A 16,487-nucleotide genomic window follows, 5' to 3' on the forward strand; every position below is an offset into this window, starting at 1 on the left:
GCGTCTCCATCAGACCATGATTTCAGGGACGGCCCTGACCGCCGCCGCGCGCAATTCGGGCACGACCACAGGATCGATCCAGCGATAGGGCTGGCGCAGCCGCGTGCCCACATCGGCCCAGCCGCCGACCGCCGCCAGCAATTTGTCGAGCGCCGCGTTGGAATAGAGCCCGCTCGTCGCGAACGGGGTGATATAAGTGTCCAAAAACCCGCGCAGCCGGGTCTCGATCTCGCGTGCCTGCGCCAGATCGTCGGCCATCATCCGCGTCCAGAGCTGTGCGCCAAGGGGGCTCAGGCAGGCGACGTTGGAAAACGCACCGGCCGCCACCCCCTCGCTCACCCCGGTCGCCAGATGATGCCCGGGAACGAAAATCGGCCAGTTTGAAAGATGCCGGCGCGCTTGCTCGTACCATGCACCATCGCCGTCGCCGAGCTTGATCCCGGCAATACCGGGAACCGGCCCGAGGATTTCCGCAAGCTCGGAGGGTGAATAGACCCGCTTTGCGTGCGGTGGGTTGTAAAGCACCAGCGGCACCCCATCCGCCGCTTCCGCAGCCATTTCGACAAAACGCGTGGCCTCGGCCGGAACCAGTGGCCACCAGTCGGGCACAATGATCTGGATGGCGGCGGGTTTGAGCGCAGCGGCGCGGCGCACCCGCCCGAGCGAAACGCGCGGATCGGGCTGGCACGCGCCGATGATGAACGCCATGCCCGCCGCCCGGCAGCGCCCGGCCAGAAGCGCCTGGATGGCGTCGAACTCGTCCTCGGTCTGGTTGTGGAACTCTCCGGCTGTACCGTTGGAATAGATGCCATCGACCTTTACCGAAACCAGATGGTCGATTTCATCGCCGAGCCGGCCGAAATCGATGCTGTCGTCGGCATTGATGGGCAAGAGCAGCGTCGCCCAATTGCCCTTGAGCGGCCCCCGCATTCCCATCACGAACCCGCCCGGCCGGCCTCGAAAACCGCCGTCGCATCGAACTGGCCGGACCCGGTCCGCCACCGGCCGTTGAATTTGGAAACACAGTCGCGCAGCGGATCGCCATGGCGGGCGGTTTCCTTCATCAGCGCCAGCCGCAGGCGCACAAGATCATCGGCGCGCTCGGGCCTTTGGGCCAGATTGTCCATCTCGTGCGGATCGCGGGCCAGATCATAGACTTCATCAAGATCGCCCGGCGAAAACACCAGCTTGAGATTGTCGTCGGACACCAGGATGCGCTGGGAATAGAGAAACCGCAGGCCGTGATATTCGGCCAGCAGATAATCCCGCCCCTTTGCCCCGGAATCCCGTATCTGCGCCGACAGATCGATCGCCTGCCTTGGCGCAAAAGCAACGCCGAGAAGCGAGAGCGCGGTGGGCAGAATGTCCATGTTCAGGGCCAGCCCGGAACGCTCGCCCGATCCCAGATCGGGATGGCTGAACACCATCGGCACCCGCATGGCTTCCTCATAGGGCAGGCCCTTGTCGATCAGTCCCCCATGCGCGCCGGTCATATCGCCATGATCGGAGGTGAACACGATAAGCGTGCTCTGGGCCAGCCCGCTCGCTTCGAGATAATCGAGCAGCCGCCCGATCTCGTAATCGAGCATGGCGACGTGATCGCAATAATATCCGATATAGGCGACCAGCTCGTCTTGTGTCCTTGGATGCAGCCGGTAGAAATCGTCGCGCTCGCGCTTGACCCTTCGCGGCTTGCCGGACAGATCGTCGGCAAAATTTGGCCAGGGGACGATCCGGCTGCGGTCCGTGGAGCGATGGAACTCGTCCGATATCAGGTGCGGCCCGTGCGGGTCCCAATATTGCACGGTGGCGAAAAACGGCGCGTCGCCGCTTCGATAGCCCTCGAGCATTTCGATGATCTGGTTGCTCTGGAAGTGGCACGGGGTGGAGCGCTGCGGGCCGCGCCAGCGCCCCGCCGCCAGGGTCTGCCGGCCGGGGTTGAAATAGAGCTCGGGCTCTATCGTGTACCCAAGCCCGTTGTCTTCAAGATAGGATTTGAAGGCATCTGTTCCCGCCAAATTGCCATATCCCGGAGGAACGTCGCCCTCAAAGCCATAGTCGGCCGGCCCTTTTTCCACCCCCACATGCCATTTGCCCACGAACCCGCAACGATACCCCGCCCGCCCCAGATCATGATGCAGCAGCCGTCCCGGATCGGCGAGCTCGCGGCCCAGCGCGTGATACATGTCGCAATTGGTGCCCATCCCATGGGTAAAGGCATAATCCCCCGTCAGCATCGATCCGCGCGATGGCGTGCACAGGGGCGAGGTCGCGTAGGTGCGGCCAAACGAGACACCCCCTCGCATCAACCGGTCCATGTTGGGCGTTTCGACCGGCAACGCCTTGTGCGGCCAGATCGCGTCGTGGCGCAATTGGTCGACGCCGATGAACAACAAATTCCTCACCGCGTCGCCCCCGGCCCGGCCATCCCCTCAAGATCGTCGCGGATGCACGCCTTGAAATGCCCCGGCACGACCTCGCGCAACGGCGGAATGGTCTCTGCGCAGGCCCCGATTGCCGCCGGGCAGCGCGTACGGAACACGCAGCCCGAGGGCGGATTGGCGGGGCTTGGAATGTCGCCCGAAAGAATTTGCCGGCTCGCCTTGCGCTCCAGATCGGGCGAGGGAACCGAGGACAAAAGAGCGCGCGTATAGGGATGCTGCGGCATCGAATAGAGCTGCCCGCTCGGCGCCTTTTCCATGATCCGCCCGAGATAGAGCACGATGACGGTATCGGCGACATATTCGACCACCGCCAGATCGTGGGCGATGAACAGCATGGTCAGGTTGAGCCGCATCTGCAGCCCGCGCAAGAGATTGATGATCTGCGCCTGGATCGAAACGTCGAGCGCCGAAACCGGCTCGTCGGCAACGATCATCTCGGGCTCGAGCGCAAGGGCGCGGGCAATCCCGATCCGCTGGCGCTGTCCCCCGGAAAATTCGTGCGCGTATCGGCTCATGGCATCGGGCGGAAGGTCGACCGATGCCAGCGCCGCCCGCGCCTTTTCCCGGCGCTGGGCGGGCGTGCCGATGCGCTGGATATCGAGCCCTTCGGTCAGGATCTGCCCGATGGTCATCCGTGGCGAAAGACTGGCGAACGGATCCTGGAAAATATACTGGATACGTGCATGCAAGCGCCGGCGCTCTGCGCGCGACAAGGCATTTGCCTCGACCCCGTCGAAAACGATCCGGCCCGAGGTCGGCGCGATCAGTTGCGCCGCCATCCGGCCGATCGTCGTCTTGCCGCTCCCCGATTCTCCCACGAGGCCAACCACCTGCCCGCGTGGGACGTCAAAGGAAACGTCCTCGACCGCGCGAACCACCGGCCCGCGCCCGAAGGTTACGGGCGCAAAATGCTTGCTCAACCCTGAAAGGCTCAAAAGCGGAGCGTCCATCTCAAACCTCCTGCCAGCGGATGCAGCGGCTCAAATGCCCCTCACCCGCATCGAAAAGGGGCGGCAGGGCCTCGGTGCACGCATCGACGGCATAGCTGCACCGCGGAGCGAACGGGCATCCGGTCGGCAGATTGGCAAGGCTCGGGACCGAGCCGGCAATGGTGGGCAGAGGCGTGCCCGCCTCCTTGAGCGCCGTGGCTTCCCCGATCCGGGGCACCGAGCGCATCAGCCCCTTGGTATAGGGATGGCGCGGATGGCCAAAGACCTGCGCGACCCTGCCCGTTTCCACGATCGATCCGGCATACATCACCGCGATCCGGTCGGCGATTTCGGCAACCACGCCCAGATTGTGGGTGATGAACAGCATGCCCATTCCGCGTTCGGTCTGCAGGCGCTTGAGCAGATCGAGGATCTGGGCCTGGATGGTGACGTCGAGCGCCGTTGTCGGCTCGTCGGCGATGAGCAGCGCCGGATCGCAGGCCAGCGCCATGGCGATGGTCGCCCGCTGCCGCATGCCGCCCGACAATTCATGGGGATATTGGCCGGCCCGGCGCTCGGGATCGGGAATGCCGACATCGGTGAGCAGCCCGACCGCGTCCGAAAAGGCCTGGGCGCGCGAGCGGCGCATGTGGATACGGATCGGCTCGGCGATCTGTTCGCCAACCGTATAGACCGGGTTGAGGCTGGTGAGCGGCTCCTGGAACACCATGCCGATATCGTTGCCCCGCACCCGCCGGAACGCTTCGCGCGAAAGACCGCGCAGATCGATGACATCGCCGGACTTGCCGCGCAGCGCCAGATGCCCTTCCTCGACTTCGCCCACGCCCCTGGGCAGCAGGCCCATGATGCTCAGGCTGGTGACCGACTTGCCCGAACCCGATTCCCCCACCAGCGCCACGGTCTCGCCGGGGCCGATGGTGAGGTCGAGATCGCGCACGGCAACGATGCGCCGCCTGCCGATCTTGAAGACTGTGGAAAGCCCGGCGATCTCGAGGATGGGCTGTTGTGTGTCCATCGTCACTCCAAAAGCCCGGTTGCGCGCAGGATGGCGTCGAGCCTGGCCGTCTCCTCGCCATTGAGCGCCCTTTGCGGCCTTGCCAGCGTATTGGTTTCGATGATCCCCAGGCTGCGCATGGCGGTCTTGAAGGCGCCGACACCGGCCGAACCCGCACTGATGCGCGGCAGCCCCAGCCAGACGATCTCGAACAGTTTGCACAGGCGTTCCTGTTCGCGCCGCGCGCCCGCCAGATCGCCCGACCGGCACAGGTTCCAGAGCCGCACATAGCCATGCGGATCGACATTGGCCAGCCCGGGCACCACCCCATGCGCGCCCAGATTGAGCATGCTGTCGACAACGATCTCGGACCCCGTCATGGCAAAGAAATCGGGCAGGCCGGCCGTATCGGCCAGCACATAGCGAAACGATCCGTCATCCCCGCTCGAATCCTTGAGCCCGGCAATCGCGCCTTCCCGGGCGAGCGTGGAAATCGTCGAGCGTTCGAGCTTGATGTGAACGCAGACCGGGATGTCATAGGCAATGACGGGAACTTCGAGCGCTTCGCGCAGATAGCGGAAATGATCGACGATCTCGGGCTGGCTGGTGCGCGCATAAAAGGGTGCCGTGGCCACCACGGCATCGACCCCCGCCGACTGCGCCGCGCGGGCCTGCGCGATGACGCGGTCGGTCGCCGTATCGATAACGCCGGCCAGCACCGGCACCCGTCCACCGGCGCGCCTGAGCGCCCGCTCGATGATCTTTAAGCGGGTTTTTTCGTCGTGAAACACCACTTCGCTTGTGGACCCCAGGACGAAAAGACCATGGACGCCGGCTTCGAGCAGGAAGTCCACGACGCGGTCGAACGCCTCATAGTCAACATCGAAATCCGATGTCAGGGGGGTCACGACGGGGGGAACGACACCTTCAAAGAGCGGCATTTGGAAAACCTGTTCGATTGATTAGTTGAGATCGGATCGGGGATCGAAGGCGTCGCGCAGACCGTCGCCTATGAAATTGATCGCGAGGACGGAAATGACCAGCATCGCGCCGGGGAACATCCACTGCCAGGGATAGTTTTCGAGAACGCGCGTCGAGCGGGCGGCGTTGAGCATGTTGCCCCAGCTCGCCTCGGGCGGCGCGATGCCCAGGCCCAGAAACGACAGCCCGGCTTCGAGCAGGATGCCCGCCGCGATCTGCAGCGAAGCGTAAACGACGAGAATGTCGATGCAGTTGGGGATGCCGTGGCGGATGAGCAGATGCGGCAGGCTCGCCCCCATGCCGCGCGCCGCGACCACGAAATCGCGCTCGCGCAATTCGAGGAACCGCGCCCGGACCATGCGCGCCAGCACCGGCCATGAAAGAAGCGAAATCACGATGATGGTCGGAACCACGCCGGTTCCGGCAATCGAGGCGAGCACCAGAAGGAAGATGACCGGCGGCAGCGTCATGACCAGATCGACCAGCCGCATGGCGGCGCCATCGACAAGCCGCCCGGAAAAACCGGCCACCGCCCCGACGATGAACCCCAGAAACATCGAAATGAACATCGAAACCACGGCAACCAGCAGCGAAACCCGCCCGCCCTGCATGAGCCGCGCCAGAACGTCCCGGCCCACCCCGTCGCTGCCCATCCAGTGCGTCGCCGACGGCCCCTGGCTGATGGCGCGCAGGTCGATATCGTTGGGCGCATAGGCCCACCACCACTGATAGGTGAGCGAGAGCCCGACGATCACGGTGATGACGGCCAGCCCGATGACGGCGGGAACGTTTGCAAAGAACCGGTCCAGCGCGCGCCTGAGCGGTCCTTTGGCTGGCCGTGCGGACAAGATGGGAGACGTTGTTACCGACACCTTAGGCGTTCCTGATGCGCGGATCGACAGCCGCATAGGCGATGTCGGTCAGAAGGTTGACGAGGATGACGCTGGCTCCGATCAGCAGCGTGGCGCACATGATGACGCTGTAGTCCCGGCTGGACACAGCGTTGATCATCAAAAGACCCATGCCCGGCCAGTTGAAGACGCTTTCGATAAAGATCGCTCCGCCGATCGCCCCGCCAATGGTCGATCCGATCAGCGTGATGACGGGCAGCAGCGCATTGCGCACCGCATGCTTGACCACCACCCAGAACTCCCGAACTCCCTTGGCACGGGCGGTCCGCACATAGTCCTGGGACAAGACCTCGAGCAGCGATCCGCGCATGTAGCGCATGATAAGCGCCCCCTGGGCAATCGACAGCAGCGTTGCAGGCAAAATGAGATGATAGAGCAGATCCAGGCCCGAAAACGGCCGGCCCGGCGTCAGCATGCCCCCCGATGGAAACCAGCGCAAAACGACCGAAAAGCCGTAAAGGCCGAGGATTCCCGTCAGAAAGGCCGGGCTCGATACGCCCAGAAACGAAAATACCGAGAGCGAGATATCGGCCGGCCTGTTCTTTCTGACCGCGCTGACGATGCCCGCCACGATCCCCACGACAATGGCGATCGCCGTGGCCGACAGCATGAGCAGGACGGTCGGCCAGACCCGGCTGAGAACCAGCGGCAGCACCGGCGCGCCTCCGCGCTGGATCGAAAAGCCGAAATTGCCCGAGAGCGCGGCGCCCAGCCATGCGAAATATTGCACCGGAAGCGGCTGATCGAGCCCCAGTCTTTCGCGCAATGCAGCAAGGTCTGCCTCCGCGATCGGTATTGTTGGGTTGATATAGGCGTCGATCGGATCGCCGGGCGTCAGCCGGAGCATGACGAAAATCAGCACCGTCAGCGCCAAAAGCATGAGCAGTCCCAAAACCACGCGGTACGCGATGTATCGGAGCATGTCGTGTGCCTTGGTTTCTTGTCGGGATATGGCGGGTCCTACCGGCGAGCGCGGGCGGGGCCGAAGCCTCGCCCGCTGCCTGGCTCTATTCAGCCGTGATGTCCCAGTCTTCGGGGTTCATCTCGAACGGTCCGCCGCCCGGTGCCGGGGTCCAGACGAAGTTCTCGAGCGCGTTCGAGGCGATACCGTACCGGTTGGCGACCCACATCGATCCCCACGGCATTTCTTCATTGACGATCCGGCAAACGTCCTGCCAGCGCGCGGCCATCTGCTCGGGATCCGCTTCACTCATTGCCGTTTCCAGCGCCGCATCGAGTTCGGGCAGGGCGATATGCATGATGTTGTTGCCGTTGGGCGGCGTCTGGCCGGAATTGAGGTTGATGTTGTGCTGGGCCGGGTTGGGACCATTGCCCGCACCGGCATAGACCATCGGGAACTGGTCCACGTCATCCCCGCGCACGATGCCGTTATATGTGGGGACATCCACCACCCGCGGCACGACGTTGATCCCGACCTCCGCGAGCATGGACTGAATGGCGGCCATGATGTTGGCGACCTGCGGGCTGTCGTAATAGGTGACCCACGAAATCTCCCGGGTGCCGTTGATCTGGTCCCACCCCGCTTCCGCCAGAAGGCTGCGCGCCTTTTCCGGATCGTAGGAATAATCGACCAGGTCGTCGGGCACATATTGCGGCGCGACGTAATTGCACTGGGCCTTGGTAGCGGCGCCGTTATACAGGCTCTCGATGATGGCATCGCGATCGATGGCATGCATGACCGCCTGGCGCACCCGCACATCGTCCCACAACTCGGTCCGGTGATTGAACCCGATATAGTTGAGCACGAAGGAATCCCCGACAATGACCGAGAAATCCGCGTCGTCCTCGAAGCTCCCCGCATCGTCGGGCTCGGCATAGGTAAACGCGATCTCTCCCGCCCTCAGGGCCGCCACCGCGGCAGCCGGATCGGCAAAATAGCGGTTGATGAGCTGGTCGACCTGCGGGCGTCCGTCGCGGTAATCCTCGAACGCTTCGAGCTCGACATACTGATCGCTGACATATTGGACGAAGCTGAAGGGGCCGGTGCCCACCGGGCTCGTCGACCACCAGTCGCTTTGCGCCAGCTCGGCGGCCGGCATCGACCCCAGGATGTGCTCGGGCAGCATCATGAGCTGGCTGATTGTGGAAAGAAAACCGCCATTGGGTCCGCTCAAGGTCACGACGGCGGTCTTCTCATCTGGGGTTTCCACCGAAACCACGTCGCCCAGGCGCGCCGCGAAAATACTGCCGCTTTGTGCATTCATGGCCAGATCGAAGGTGAACTTGACGTCCGCCGACGTGAACGGCTCGCCATCGTGCCAGGTTGCATCGGCGAGATTGAAGGTGAATGTGGTCAGGTCTTCGCTCGTCGAATAATCCTCGGCCAGTTCCCCGGTCAGTTCCGCAAGATCGGCGGTATAGGTAACGAGCGGCTCGTAATAGGTGTTGAGCCAGGTAAATCCGGCCGTCGCGGTCAGCGGATTGAAATTGCCGGGAAACCCTCCCGGTCCCACGTCAAACCCGCCGACAATCGTCTTGCCCTGGTCCTGAGCCGCAACGGGCAATGCCACAAGGGCAGTTCCCGCCATGGCCAGTCCTGCCAGGACCGCCAATCGTCCAAGTCTCCTCCCAAGCATGGTTTCCTCCTTTGCTTGTTTTTCAGTCTTTCGAATCGTCGGGGGACAGCGCGGAGCGGCTTTGGGCCACCACCTCCTGGATGCCGGAATAGTGGGCGGCCAGCCGCTCGCGGGCTGCTTTTGCATCCCTGGCCGCGATCGCTTCGACGATGTCGTGGTGGTCGCGCCAGGTGGAAAGAGGATTGGGATTTTCAAGGTCCGCGAACCCTGACGTCTTGTAGTAGGCCGTCCAGAAGATATCGATGAGCGAGCTGAGCATCTGATTGTTCTGGCAGCGGAAAAGCAGCTTGTGGAACTGCTGGTCCTCCTGGGCGAAGCTTTGGTTGCTCTCGGCCTTGACGCGCATCCGCTCGGTCACCTGACGCAGTTCATCAAGGTCTTCCGCGCTTATCATTTCGATGGTCTTGTCGATTAGCCCGGTTTCCAGCACCAGCCTGATCTGCCGCAACTCCTCGATATCGCGCAGCGAGGCCTGCAGCCCGTAAGCCAGATTGTCCAGCAGCGGCTTGAAAGAGAACTCCTTCACGAAAACCCCGACGCCGCGCCGCGTTTCGAGCACCCCCAGAGATTCCAGAGCCTTGATGGCCTCACGCACCGAATTCCGCCCGACACCCAATTGCTGGGCGAGAAAGCTCTCCGGTGGCAGCGGCGCGCCGGCCTCCAGCGCGTTCTCCTCGATATAGCTGCGCAGGCTTTCCTGCACGCTGATGTGCAGGGGTGGCGCTTTCTCGAGAGGTCTGAGGGGCCGGCTCAAATTCACTTCTCCTGGCTCAAGCGGGTTGCGACTGTTCCTGTACCATATCGACTTGTAGGATATCCTGCAACCTAAAATTGCGCCGTCCGGTCGAACCGGTGGGCTGGCCCGTTTCGTGTCCGCCGATTGTCAGGACTTCCGGCAAAGGCCGGCGCTGCGACAAAACAAAGACTTGGAGCAATTAGAGCGCTTCAAAGAAGCGCTGAAATGCTCGGGGGACTGTCGTGCTTCCCTTCAACGCGACAGGCTTCGGGCACGAAAAAACCCGCCGGCCGGAGCGGGCGGGTTCGTTTATTGCTCAATGGGCAGAGTGCGTCAGGCGTCGGTCTTGGCGCCCGACACCACCGCGGCGAGGTCGATCAGCCCCACCATGCGGCTGTCATGGGTGACGATGCCGTTCAAAAGCTCGGTATCGCCCGAATTGCCCTCGGGCACCGCGTGGATATCGTCCTTGGAAACGGTCAGGATGTCCGAGACCGCATCGACAAGGATGCCGATCCACTTTTCGCCAACGCTCATCACCACCACGACGTGGTTCTTGGTGGGGTTGGTCTGGCCGTCCCCGAAGCGGGCGCGCAGATCGAAGATCGGCACGATGGTGCCGCGCAGATTGATGACCCCGCGCACATATTCGCGCGTGTTGGGCAAAGGCGTCGCCCCGTTCCAGGCGCGGATTTCGCGCACGGTGGTGATTTCGACGCCATAGATCTGTTCATCGATGGAAAAGGCAATAAGCTGCAGCGAGTTCTGGCTGGCTCCTGCCGTTGTGTCCGAATATTCGTCGCGAAGACCAAGCGCTTCCATATCGTGACCTCGTTAGAACGGGGAGCGTTCTGTCCCCCAGATTTCGGGCCATCCGGCCCAGGAGCGTTTCCAGGATAGGTGGGCACCACCTATCCGGTTCGGAAGCGCGACCAGACAAAAACTAAGATCGTTGCGCCGTTTCCGTGAAACGGTGAAATGATCTATGCAGCATTCTGATGCGCATTTCCCGATTTGAGAGATTGCACATCAACAATCAACGCAACGTTACCATCGCCAAGGATCGTGCCCCCCGCGATGCCGTCGATGCGTTCAAAATTCTCTTCGAGCGATTTGATGACCACCTGTTGCTGGCCGATGATGTCATCGACCACCAGTGCGATCTTGGAATTGCCTTCCGCTTCGCAGAGCACGACAAATCCGTCCGCCGCGTCCTGTTGCGAAACCATCTGGAAGCGCTGGGCCAGGTCGACCACCTGCACATATTCCCCGCGCACCTGCAGGACCTTGCCGCCTGACGGCATCTGCCCGAAATCGGCGCGCGAATTCTGGATGGTTTCGACAATCGAGGAGAGCGGGATCACATAGGGGCTGCCCCCCACCTTGACCAGCATCACATCGAGCACGGCCAGCGTCAGCGGCAGACGCAGCGTCATCCGCGTGCCCTTGCCGGTCCAACTGCGCACATGCACCGACCCGCCGATCTTTTTGATGTTGGAGAGGACGACGTCCATCCCGACACCGCGGCCCGAAATGTCGGAAACCTCCGACGCGGTCGAAAAGCCCGGCGCAAAGATCAGATTGTCGATCTGCTCGTCGGTCAATTGCTGGTCGGGACCGACAACCCCGCGCTCGCGCGCGATCTCGAGGACCCTCTCGCGATTGATCCCGGCCCCGTCATCCTCGACGATGATCAGGATGTTGCCGCCCGCCTGTTCGGCCGACAGCCGCACCGTCCCGATTTCCGGCTTGCCATTCGCCATGCGTTTGTCGGGACTTTCAATCCCGTGATCGGCCGAATTGCGCACCATATGGGTCAGCGGATCGGAGAGCTGCTCGATCACCGTCTTGTCGATTTCGGTGTTCTCGCCAATCGTTTCGAGCTTGATCTTCTTGCCGGTCTTGGACGCCAGCTCGCGCACCAGGCGCGGCATGCGTGAGAACACCGATTTGACCGGCTGCGCGCGAATGGCCATCACAGCGTCCTGCAGTCCGCGCGTGGTCTGCGCCAGAACCTCGATGCCGCGCACCAGCTCCTGATAGCGGTCGCGAATGGCGTCATCCATCTGCTGGGTCAGCATCGACTGGGTGATGACCAGTTCGCCCACCATGTTGACGACGCGGTCGACCTTGTCGAGATCGACGCGGATCGAGCTCATGCCCACCGGGCGTCCCGATCCAGCCTCCTCGGCCGGTTCGGCCGGCTTGGCCGCCATCGGCACCACATTGGGTGCAAAAGCAGGCGCCGGCTCGTCCCTGGCTGTTTCCGTCTCGGTCTCGGGCACCACGATATCGTCCGGTTCCCCGCTCGGCACGAATTTGCGCTCGGATTTGGCCTCCTCGGCCAGCGCCGCAAAGCTGGGCAGATCCTCCTCGATCGTCACCGGCGCCGCACCACCTTTTTCGATGACGATTTCGCAATCGCCATCAACGAACTCGAACACCTCGCGGATGGTTTCTTCGCTCGCCTTGTCCGAAACCAGAGAAATCGTCCACGAGCAATAGACCCCGAACGGCTCGAATGCCGATAGCGCCGGGATCGGGGCAAGGTTCGGCTCGACGCTCATCTCGCCCAAAAGGCCCAGTTCACGGAACAACAGCAGCGGATCGTTGGCCCGTTCGTAAAGCGTGGAAAAGGGCGTGAATTTGATCGTCCACACGCTCGCCCCATCGGCAGAGGGCGCGACCGAGGCCATGGGCTTGTCGGCGTCGAAATTGACGGCGACGGGCGTGAAATCGATGTCGAATTCGTCCATCGGTTCGTCTTCGACGACCGGCGCCGCGCCGCCGCCCGCCTCGCCCCTTGCCAGCGCATCGAACTGGGCCTTTTCCACGGCGCCGTAATCGGCGGCCAGTGTTTCCCCCTCGCGCGCCGCCGTCACGAAATCGGCCACGATATCGATCGAGCGGATGCAAAGAACGACGACGTCTTCGCTCAATTCCACCCTTCCGTCGCGCACATAGTCGAGCAGCGTTTCAAAGCTGTGGGCGAATTTGACCAGCGCGTCGAACCCGAAAGCCCCGCCACCGCCCTTGATCGAGTGGATGGCGCGGAAAACGGCATTGAGCCTGTCCCCGTCCCGGTCACCCTCCTGGATGGCCGAAAACTGCTCCTCGAGTTCGAGCAGCAGTTCGGAACATTCGTCGAAATAGGTGGCCTTGAATTCGTCGAGGTCACTCATCTTTTAGCCACAGCCCCCATTGGCGATATAAACGCGTTCACGTTCAGTGAACGACCTTGTTGATGACCGAAATGAGCTTTTCGGGATCGAACGGTTTGACGATCCAGCCTGTCCCGCCCGCAGCGCGCCCCTGGTCGCGCTTGTCCTGGCTGGTTTCGGTGGTCAGGATCAGGATCGGCAGGCTCTGGTGCTTGCCGGTGGCCCTGACGTTCTTGATGAATTCGATGCCGTCCATCACCGGCATGTTGATGTCGGTGATCACCACATCGACGTTCTCGCGCCCCAGAACGTCCAACCCGACCTGCCCGTTTTCGGCCTGAAGCACCTCGAAACCGGCATTGGTGAGCGTGTGGTGCAGCATCGCGAGGATGGTCCGCGAATCGTCGACGGTAAGAACGCGCATATCGATATTATCCCTTGAGAACGGGTTCGAAGGCGGGTGCCAGGCCCAGCTTTTCGATGGCGGCGGCGACGGCTGTGCTCGCGCCCGAGATGGTGAAGGTGAATTTGGCCTTTTTCGCCGTCTGCGCGGCACTCAAAAGCATGAACAGGGCGTTCGTCGAAACCCGCTCGACCGCCGAGGCATTGACGTCGACCGGCCCGGCCGACAACGCACCGAGCAGCGTTTCCGCGATCTCATCGAGCGCATCGAGGTCGACAACCCGGGGCAGCACCACGGACTGAACTTGCGATTTCGCCATTTAAGGCCGACTCCCCGCCCTTACGGTTTCATTGGCCGCAGTTTGTCCATGAAGCGTTTAAGAATTCCTAACCATAGCGGATGCCGAACTGAAATCGATTGCATCCGGCCCCGCCGATCGGCGCCACCGGTGGAAATTTTTCGATGGCACCTGTCGGCAATCGATTCTCCCCGGCGTCCTTTGTTGAGCGCATATGGAGGGACCATGAAATGTCGCGGATTCATTATGGCTGGGTGATCGTCGCAACGGGCGCGGTGATGACCTGTGTGGCGATGGGCGCGATGTTCGCCCTGCCCGTCTATCTCCAGCCCATTGCCGACGAAACCGGCTGGACGCGAGCCGGCATCTCAATGGCCATGACCATCGGCTTTATCGTCATGGGCGTCGCCGGATTTTTCTGGGGCACGCTCACCGACCGGATCGGCGCCCGCCCCGTCGTCCTCGTCGCCGCCTTCATCCTGGGCGGCGGTCTCTACCTCGCCAGCACCACCTCCGACCTTGTCGTTTTCCAGTTCGCCTATGGCGGACTGGTGGGCATGGCCGGCGGCGCATTCTTTGCCCCGCTCATGGCAACGACAGTGGGCTGGTTCGACAAACACCGCTCGCTCGCCGTATCGCTGGTCTCGCTGGGCGCCGGCGTCGCGCCCATGGTCATGACTCCCTTTGCCTCGATCCTGATCGAGGCGTTCGGCTGGCGCAGCGCCATGTCGATGACCGCCATCGGCGCCACCGCGCTTCTCGCCCCCGCCGGCCTTTTGATCCGCCGCGCGCCGCAAGCCGCGCCGGACGCAAACCCGGCCTCCGGCCAGGACGTCGCGCCGCACCAACCGGCCCCGACCACCGCGTTTGCCGCCCTGCGCACGCCGCAATTCGTCGTCCTCGCCGCCACCTTCTTTTTATGCTGCGCCGCCCATTCCGGCCCGATCTTCCATACGGTCAGCTACGCCATGCTGTGCGGCATTCCGGCGCTGGCCGCCGCCTCGATCTATAGCGTCGAGGGCCTCGCCGGCCTTTTCGGACGCGTCGTCTTCGGGCTTGCCGCCGACCGGCTGGGCGTCAAGAAAGTCATCATCGCCGGCCTCGCGCTGCAGGCCGTCGGCATATACGCCTATATCTACGTCACCCGATTGACCGATTTCTACATGCTGGCGGTTGTCCTGGGTATGGCCTATGGCGGGGTGATGCCGCTCTATGCGGTGCTGGCCCGCGAGTATTTCGGCCCCCATGTGATGGGCACGGTGCTGGGCGCCGCCACAATGACCTCATCGATCGGCATGGCCTTCGGCCCCGTCGGTGGCGGCTGGCTCTACGATACTTATGGCAGCTACCATTTCCTCTATATCGCGTCCGCCGCCATCGGCGTCGCCGCCGCCATCATGGCCCTCGCCTTCCCGCCTCCCAGACAGGTGGGCGGCGCCCCGACGGCCACGGCGCCGGCATAAGCGCAACGAATTGGCGATGGCCTCTTGACCTTCCCATGGCGGGAAGGTCTATCCGTTGCTCTCTGAGACACGTAAAGGAGGCCCGGATGGAATTTCATATCGCCCGCATGTCCTGCGATGGCTGCGTTGCAACGATCACCGATGCCCTCAGGGCTCTCGACGGCGCCAGTCAGGTCACTCCCGATCTGGAACGAAAGACCATCGCCATCCGGACCTCGGCCAGACTGTCCGATGTCGAAACCGCGCTGGCCGCCGCCGGTTATCCCGTCACCCCACGCTGAAGCGGCGCGGGCATCGCCTGCGCCCCTCCGGGCCCGGCCCTGTACTGGCGCTCGATCTCGAGCAGGCGCTGCTTGCGCCACAGCCCGCCCCCATACCCGGTCAGCGCTCCGTCCGCCCCGATCACCCGGTGGCACGGCACAACCAGCGCAAGCGTGTTGGCGCCATTGGCCCGCGCCACCGCACGCACCGCCGATGGCTGCCCGATTGCCTTGGCGATCTGACCGTAACTGCGGGTCTGCCCCGCCGGGATGGCCCGCAATTGCGACCAGACCCGCTGCGCGAACGCGCTCCCCTCCTGATAGAGCGGCACCTCGAACCGCGCCGAACGTCCCGCGAAAAAGTCGCCCAGCTCCGCCGCCACCTGTTCGGTCGGCCCGGTCCGGCCCAGCCCGATACTGCCCCTGGCCGCCGCACCCAATCGCTTGAGCTCCCCCGGCAGCGCCTTTCTGTCGATAAATTCGAGAAGATGGAGATGGGTCGCACTCGCCACCGCGATCATGTCGCCCAGCGGGGTCGCGATCCAACGCGCCCGCAACAGGCCGTCCCGGCTCAAATCCCCCGGCGCGCAGCCCAGGATACGGGCGAAGGCGGCGCGAAACGCGCTGGGGGAATCGAACCCCGCCTCGTGCTGCGCCGTCACCACCTTGCCGCCCTCCGCCAGCGTCTCGAACCCCTCGCGCAGCCTGCGCCGACGGGCGATTTCGAGAAACGTCATGCCGAAATGGCGCTTGAAACTGCGCCGCACCGTGGAAAGGTCATAGCCCATGTCCGCCACATGGCGCTCCGTCCAGCGCCTGTCGGGCCGCCCATCGAGCGCTTCGAGCAATCCCCTGACCACCGGATCGTCCGCCGCCGCTGCCTGCATGGGGTGGCAGCGCTTGCAGGGCCGGAACCCCGCTTCGATACACTCCCCGATGCTCGCCCGGAACATGCAGTTCTCCGACAACGGCTTGCGCGCCGGACAGGTCAGCCGGCAGAAAATCCCCGTCGAGGACACGCAGACAAAAGCCTGCCCGTCAAACCGCGCATCGCGCGCAACCAGCGCCCGGTAAAGTGTGTCATGGTCTGGAAGATCGAACAGCATGGGATTTTGATAGCATCGGTGCGCTGAGCGGTAAGTCGGAAATCGGGCGTTTATTGGAAATTGTGGCGGTGTCGTGGGGCGGGTGGTTTCGACCCCTATGCGGTCATTCACTCCTCGGGACCCGGACGACTACTTCGAGCCCATAGCAGTCGTTCGGATCAAGTGCGGCAATGCGATCGATCC

The 16,487-nt window shown here is 63.2% G+C and carries 16 protein-coding genes; 2 read left to right on the forward strand and 14 right to left on the reverse strand.

The window, feature by feature from the left end; genetic code table 11:
* Positions 1-9: 9 nt before the first annotated feature.
* The 13 genes from KKY_RS15035 to KKY_RS15095 all read right to left on the reverse strand — a co-directional run bounded on the left by KKY_RS15035 (position 10) and on the right by KKY_RS15095 (position 13,496).
* On the reverse strand, positions 10-936 hold the full coding sequence (locus tag KKY_RS15035) for a dihydrodipicolinate synthase family protein (protein WP_014132231.1): 927 nt from the start codon (positions 934-936) through the stop codon (positions 10-12).
* Complete coding sequence (locus KKY_RS15040; protein ID WP_083824128.1) at positions 936-2,405, reverse strand: sulfatase-like hydrolase/transferase; 1,470 nt, start codon at positions 2,403-2,405, stop codon at positions 936-938. Before KKY_RS15040 ends, KKY_RS15035 begins: the two co-directional genes overlap by 1 nt.
* A complete protein-coding gene (locus KKY_RS15045; protein ID WP_014132233.1) occupies positions 2,402-3,394 on the reverse strand; it encodes an ABC transporter ATP-binding protein in 993 nt (330 codons plus the stop codon). The genes KKY_RS15040 and KKY_RS15045 overlap by 4 nt, the downstream gene beginning before the upstream one ends.
* A gap of 1 nt (position 3,395) precedes the next feature.
* Entirely contained in the window at positions 3,396-4,409 is a 1,014-nt protein-coding gene (locus KKY_RS15050) for an ABC transporter ATP-binding protein (protein ID WP_014132234.1), read from the reverse strand.
* A gap of 2 nt (positions 4,410-4,411) precedes the next feature.
* Complete coding sequence (locus tag KKY_RS15055; RefSeq protein WP_014132235.1) at positions 4,412-5,329, reverse strand: dihydrodipicolinate synthase family protein; 918 nt, start codon at positions 5,327-5,329, stop codon at positions 4,412-4,414.
* Positions 5,330-5,350: 21 nt separating this feature from the next.
* A complete protein-coding gene (locus KKY_RS15060) occupies positions 5,351-6,220 on the reverse strand; it encodes an ABC transporter permease (RefSeq protein WP_041529527.1) in 870 nt (289 codons plus the stop codon).
* 22 nt (positions 6,221-6,242) lie between these two features.
* On the reverse strand, positions 6,243-7,202 hold the full coding sequence (locus tag KKY_RS15065) for an ABC transporter permease (RefSeq protein WP_014132237.1): 960 nt from the start codon (positions 7,200-7,202) through the stop codon (positions 6,243-6,245).
* A gap of 85 nt (positions 7,203-7,287) precedes the next feature.
* Positions 7,288-8,877, reverse strand: coding sequence for an ABC transporter substrate-binding protein (locus KKY_RS15070; protein WP_041528809.1), 1,590 nt, complete (start codon positions 8,875-8,877; stop codon positions 7,288-7,290).
* A gap of 22 nt (positions 8,878-8,899) precedes the next feature.
* Positions 8,900-9,631, reverse strand: coding sequence for a FadR/GntR family transcriptional regulator (locus KKY_RS15075; protein WP_041528810.1), 732 nt, complete (start codon positions 9,629-9,631; stop codon positions 8,900-8,902).
* A 315-nt stretch (positions 9,632-9,946) separates the two neighbouring features.
* Entirely contained in the window at positions 9,947-10,435 is a 489-nt protein-coding gene (locus KKY_RS15080) for a chemotaxis protein CheW (protein ID WP_014132240.1), read from the reverse strand.
* A 161-nt stretch (positions 10,436-10,596) separates the two neighbouring features.
* Positions 10,597-12,795, reverse strand: a complete 2,199-nt coding sequence (locus KKY_RS15085) for a chemotaxis protein CheA (protein WP_014132241.1) — start codon at positions 12,793-12,795, stop codon at positions 10,597-10,599.
* A gap of 43 nt (positions 12,796-12,838) precedes the next feature.
* Positions 12,839-13,204, reverse strand: a complete 366-nt coding sequence (locus KKY_RS15090) for a response regulator (RefSeq protein ID WP_139305164.1) — start codon at positions 13,202-13,204, stop codon at positions 12,839-12,841.
* A 1-nt stretch (position 13,205) separates the two neighbouring features.
* Positions 13,206-13,496, reverse strand: coding sequence for an STAS domain-containing protein (locus KKY_RS15095; RefSeq protein WP_014132243.1), 291 nt, complete (start codon positions 13,494-13,496; stop codon positions 13,206-13,208).
* 209 nt (positions 13,497-13,705) lie between these two features.
* On the opposite strand from KKY_RS15095, the gene KKY_RS15100 reads away from it, so the two are divergent.
* Together KKY_RS15100 and KKY_RS15105 are read left to right on the forward strand one after the other, a co-directional pair.
* Entirely contained in the window at positions 13,706-14,938 is a 1,233-nt protein-coding gene (locus KKY_RS15100; RefSeq protein ID WP_014132245.1) for an MFS transporter, read from the forward strand.
* An 86-nt stretch (positions 14,939-15,024) separates the two neighbouring features.
* Positions 15,025-15,219: a heavy-metal-associated domain-containing protein gene (locus tag KKY_RS15105; protein ID WP_014132246.1), complete on the forward strand. Its 195-nt coding sequence runs from the start codon at positions 15,025-15,027 to the stop codon at positions 15,217-15,219.
* On the opposite strand, the gene KKY_RS15110 is transcribed toward KKY_RS15105, so the two are convergent.
* Positions 15,198-16,304, reverse strand: a complete 1,107-nt coding sequence (locus tag KKY_RS15110; protein WP_014132247.1) for a bifunctional transcriptional activator/DNA repair enzyme AdaA — start codon at positions 16,302-16,304, stop codon at positions 15,198-15,200. The two genes, KKY_RS15105 and KKY_RS15110, sit on opposite strands and share 22 nt — an antisense overlap.
* Positions 16,305-16,487: the final 183 nt, after the last annotated feature.

The organism is Pelagibacterium halotolerans B2 (assembly GCF_000230555.1).
GTDB classification, from domain to species: Bacteria; Pseudomonadota; Alphaproteobacteria; order Rhizobiales; family Devosiaceae; genus Pelagibacterium; species Pelagibacterium halotolerans.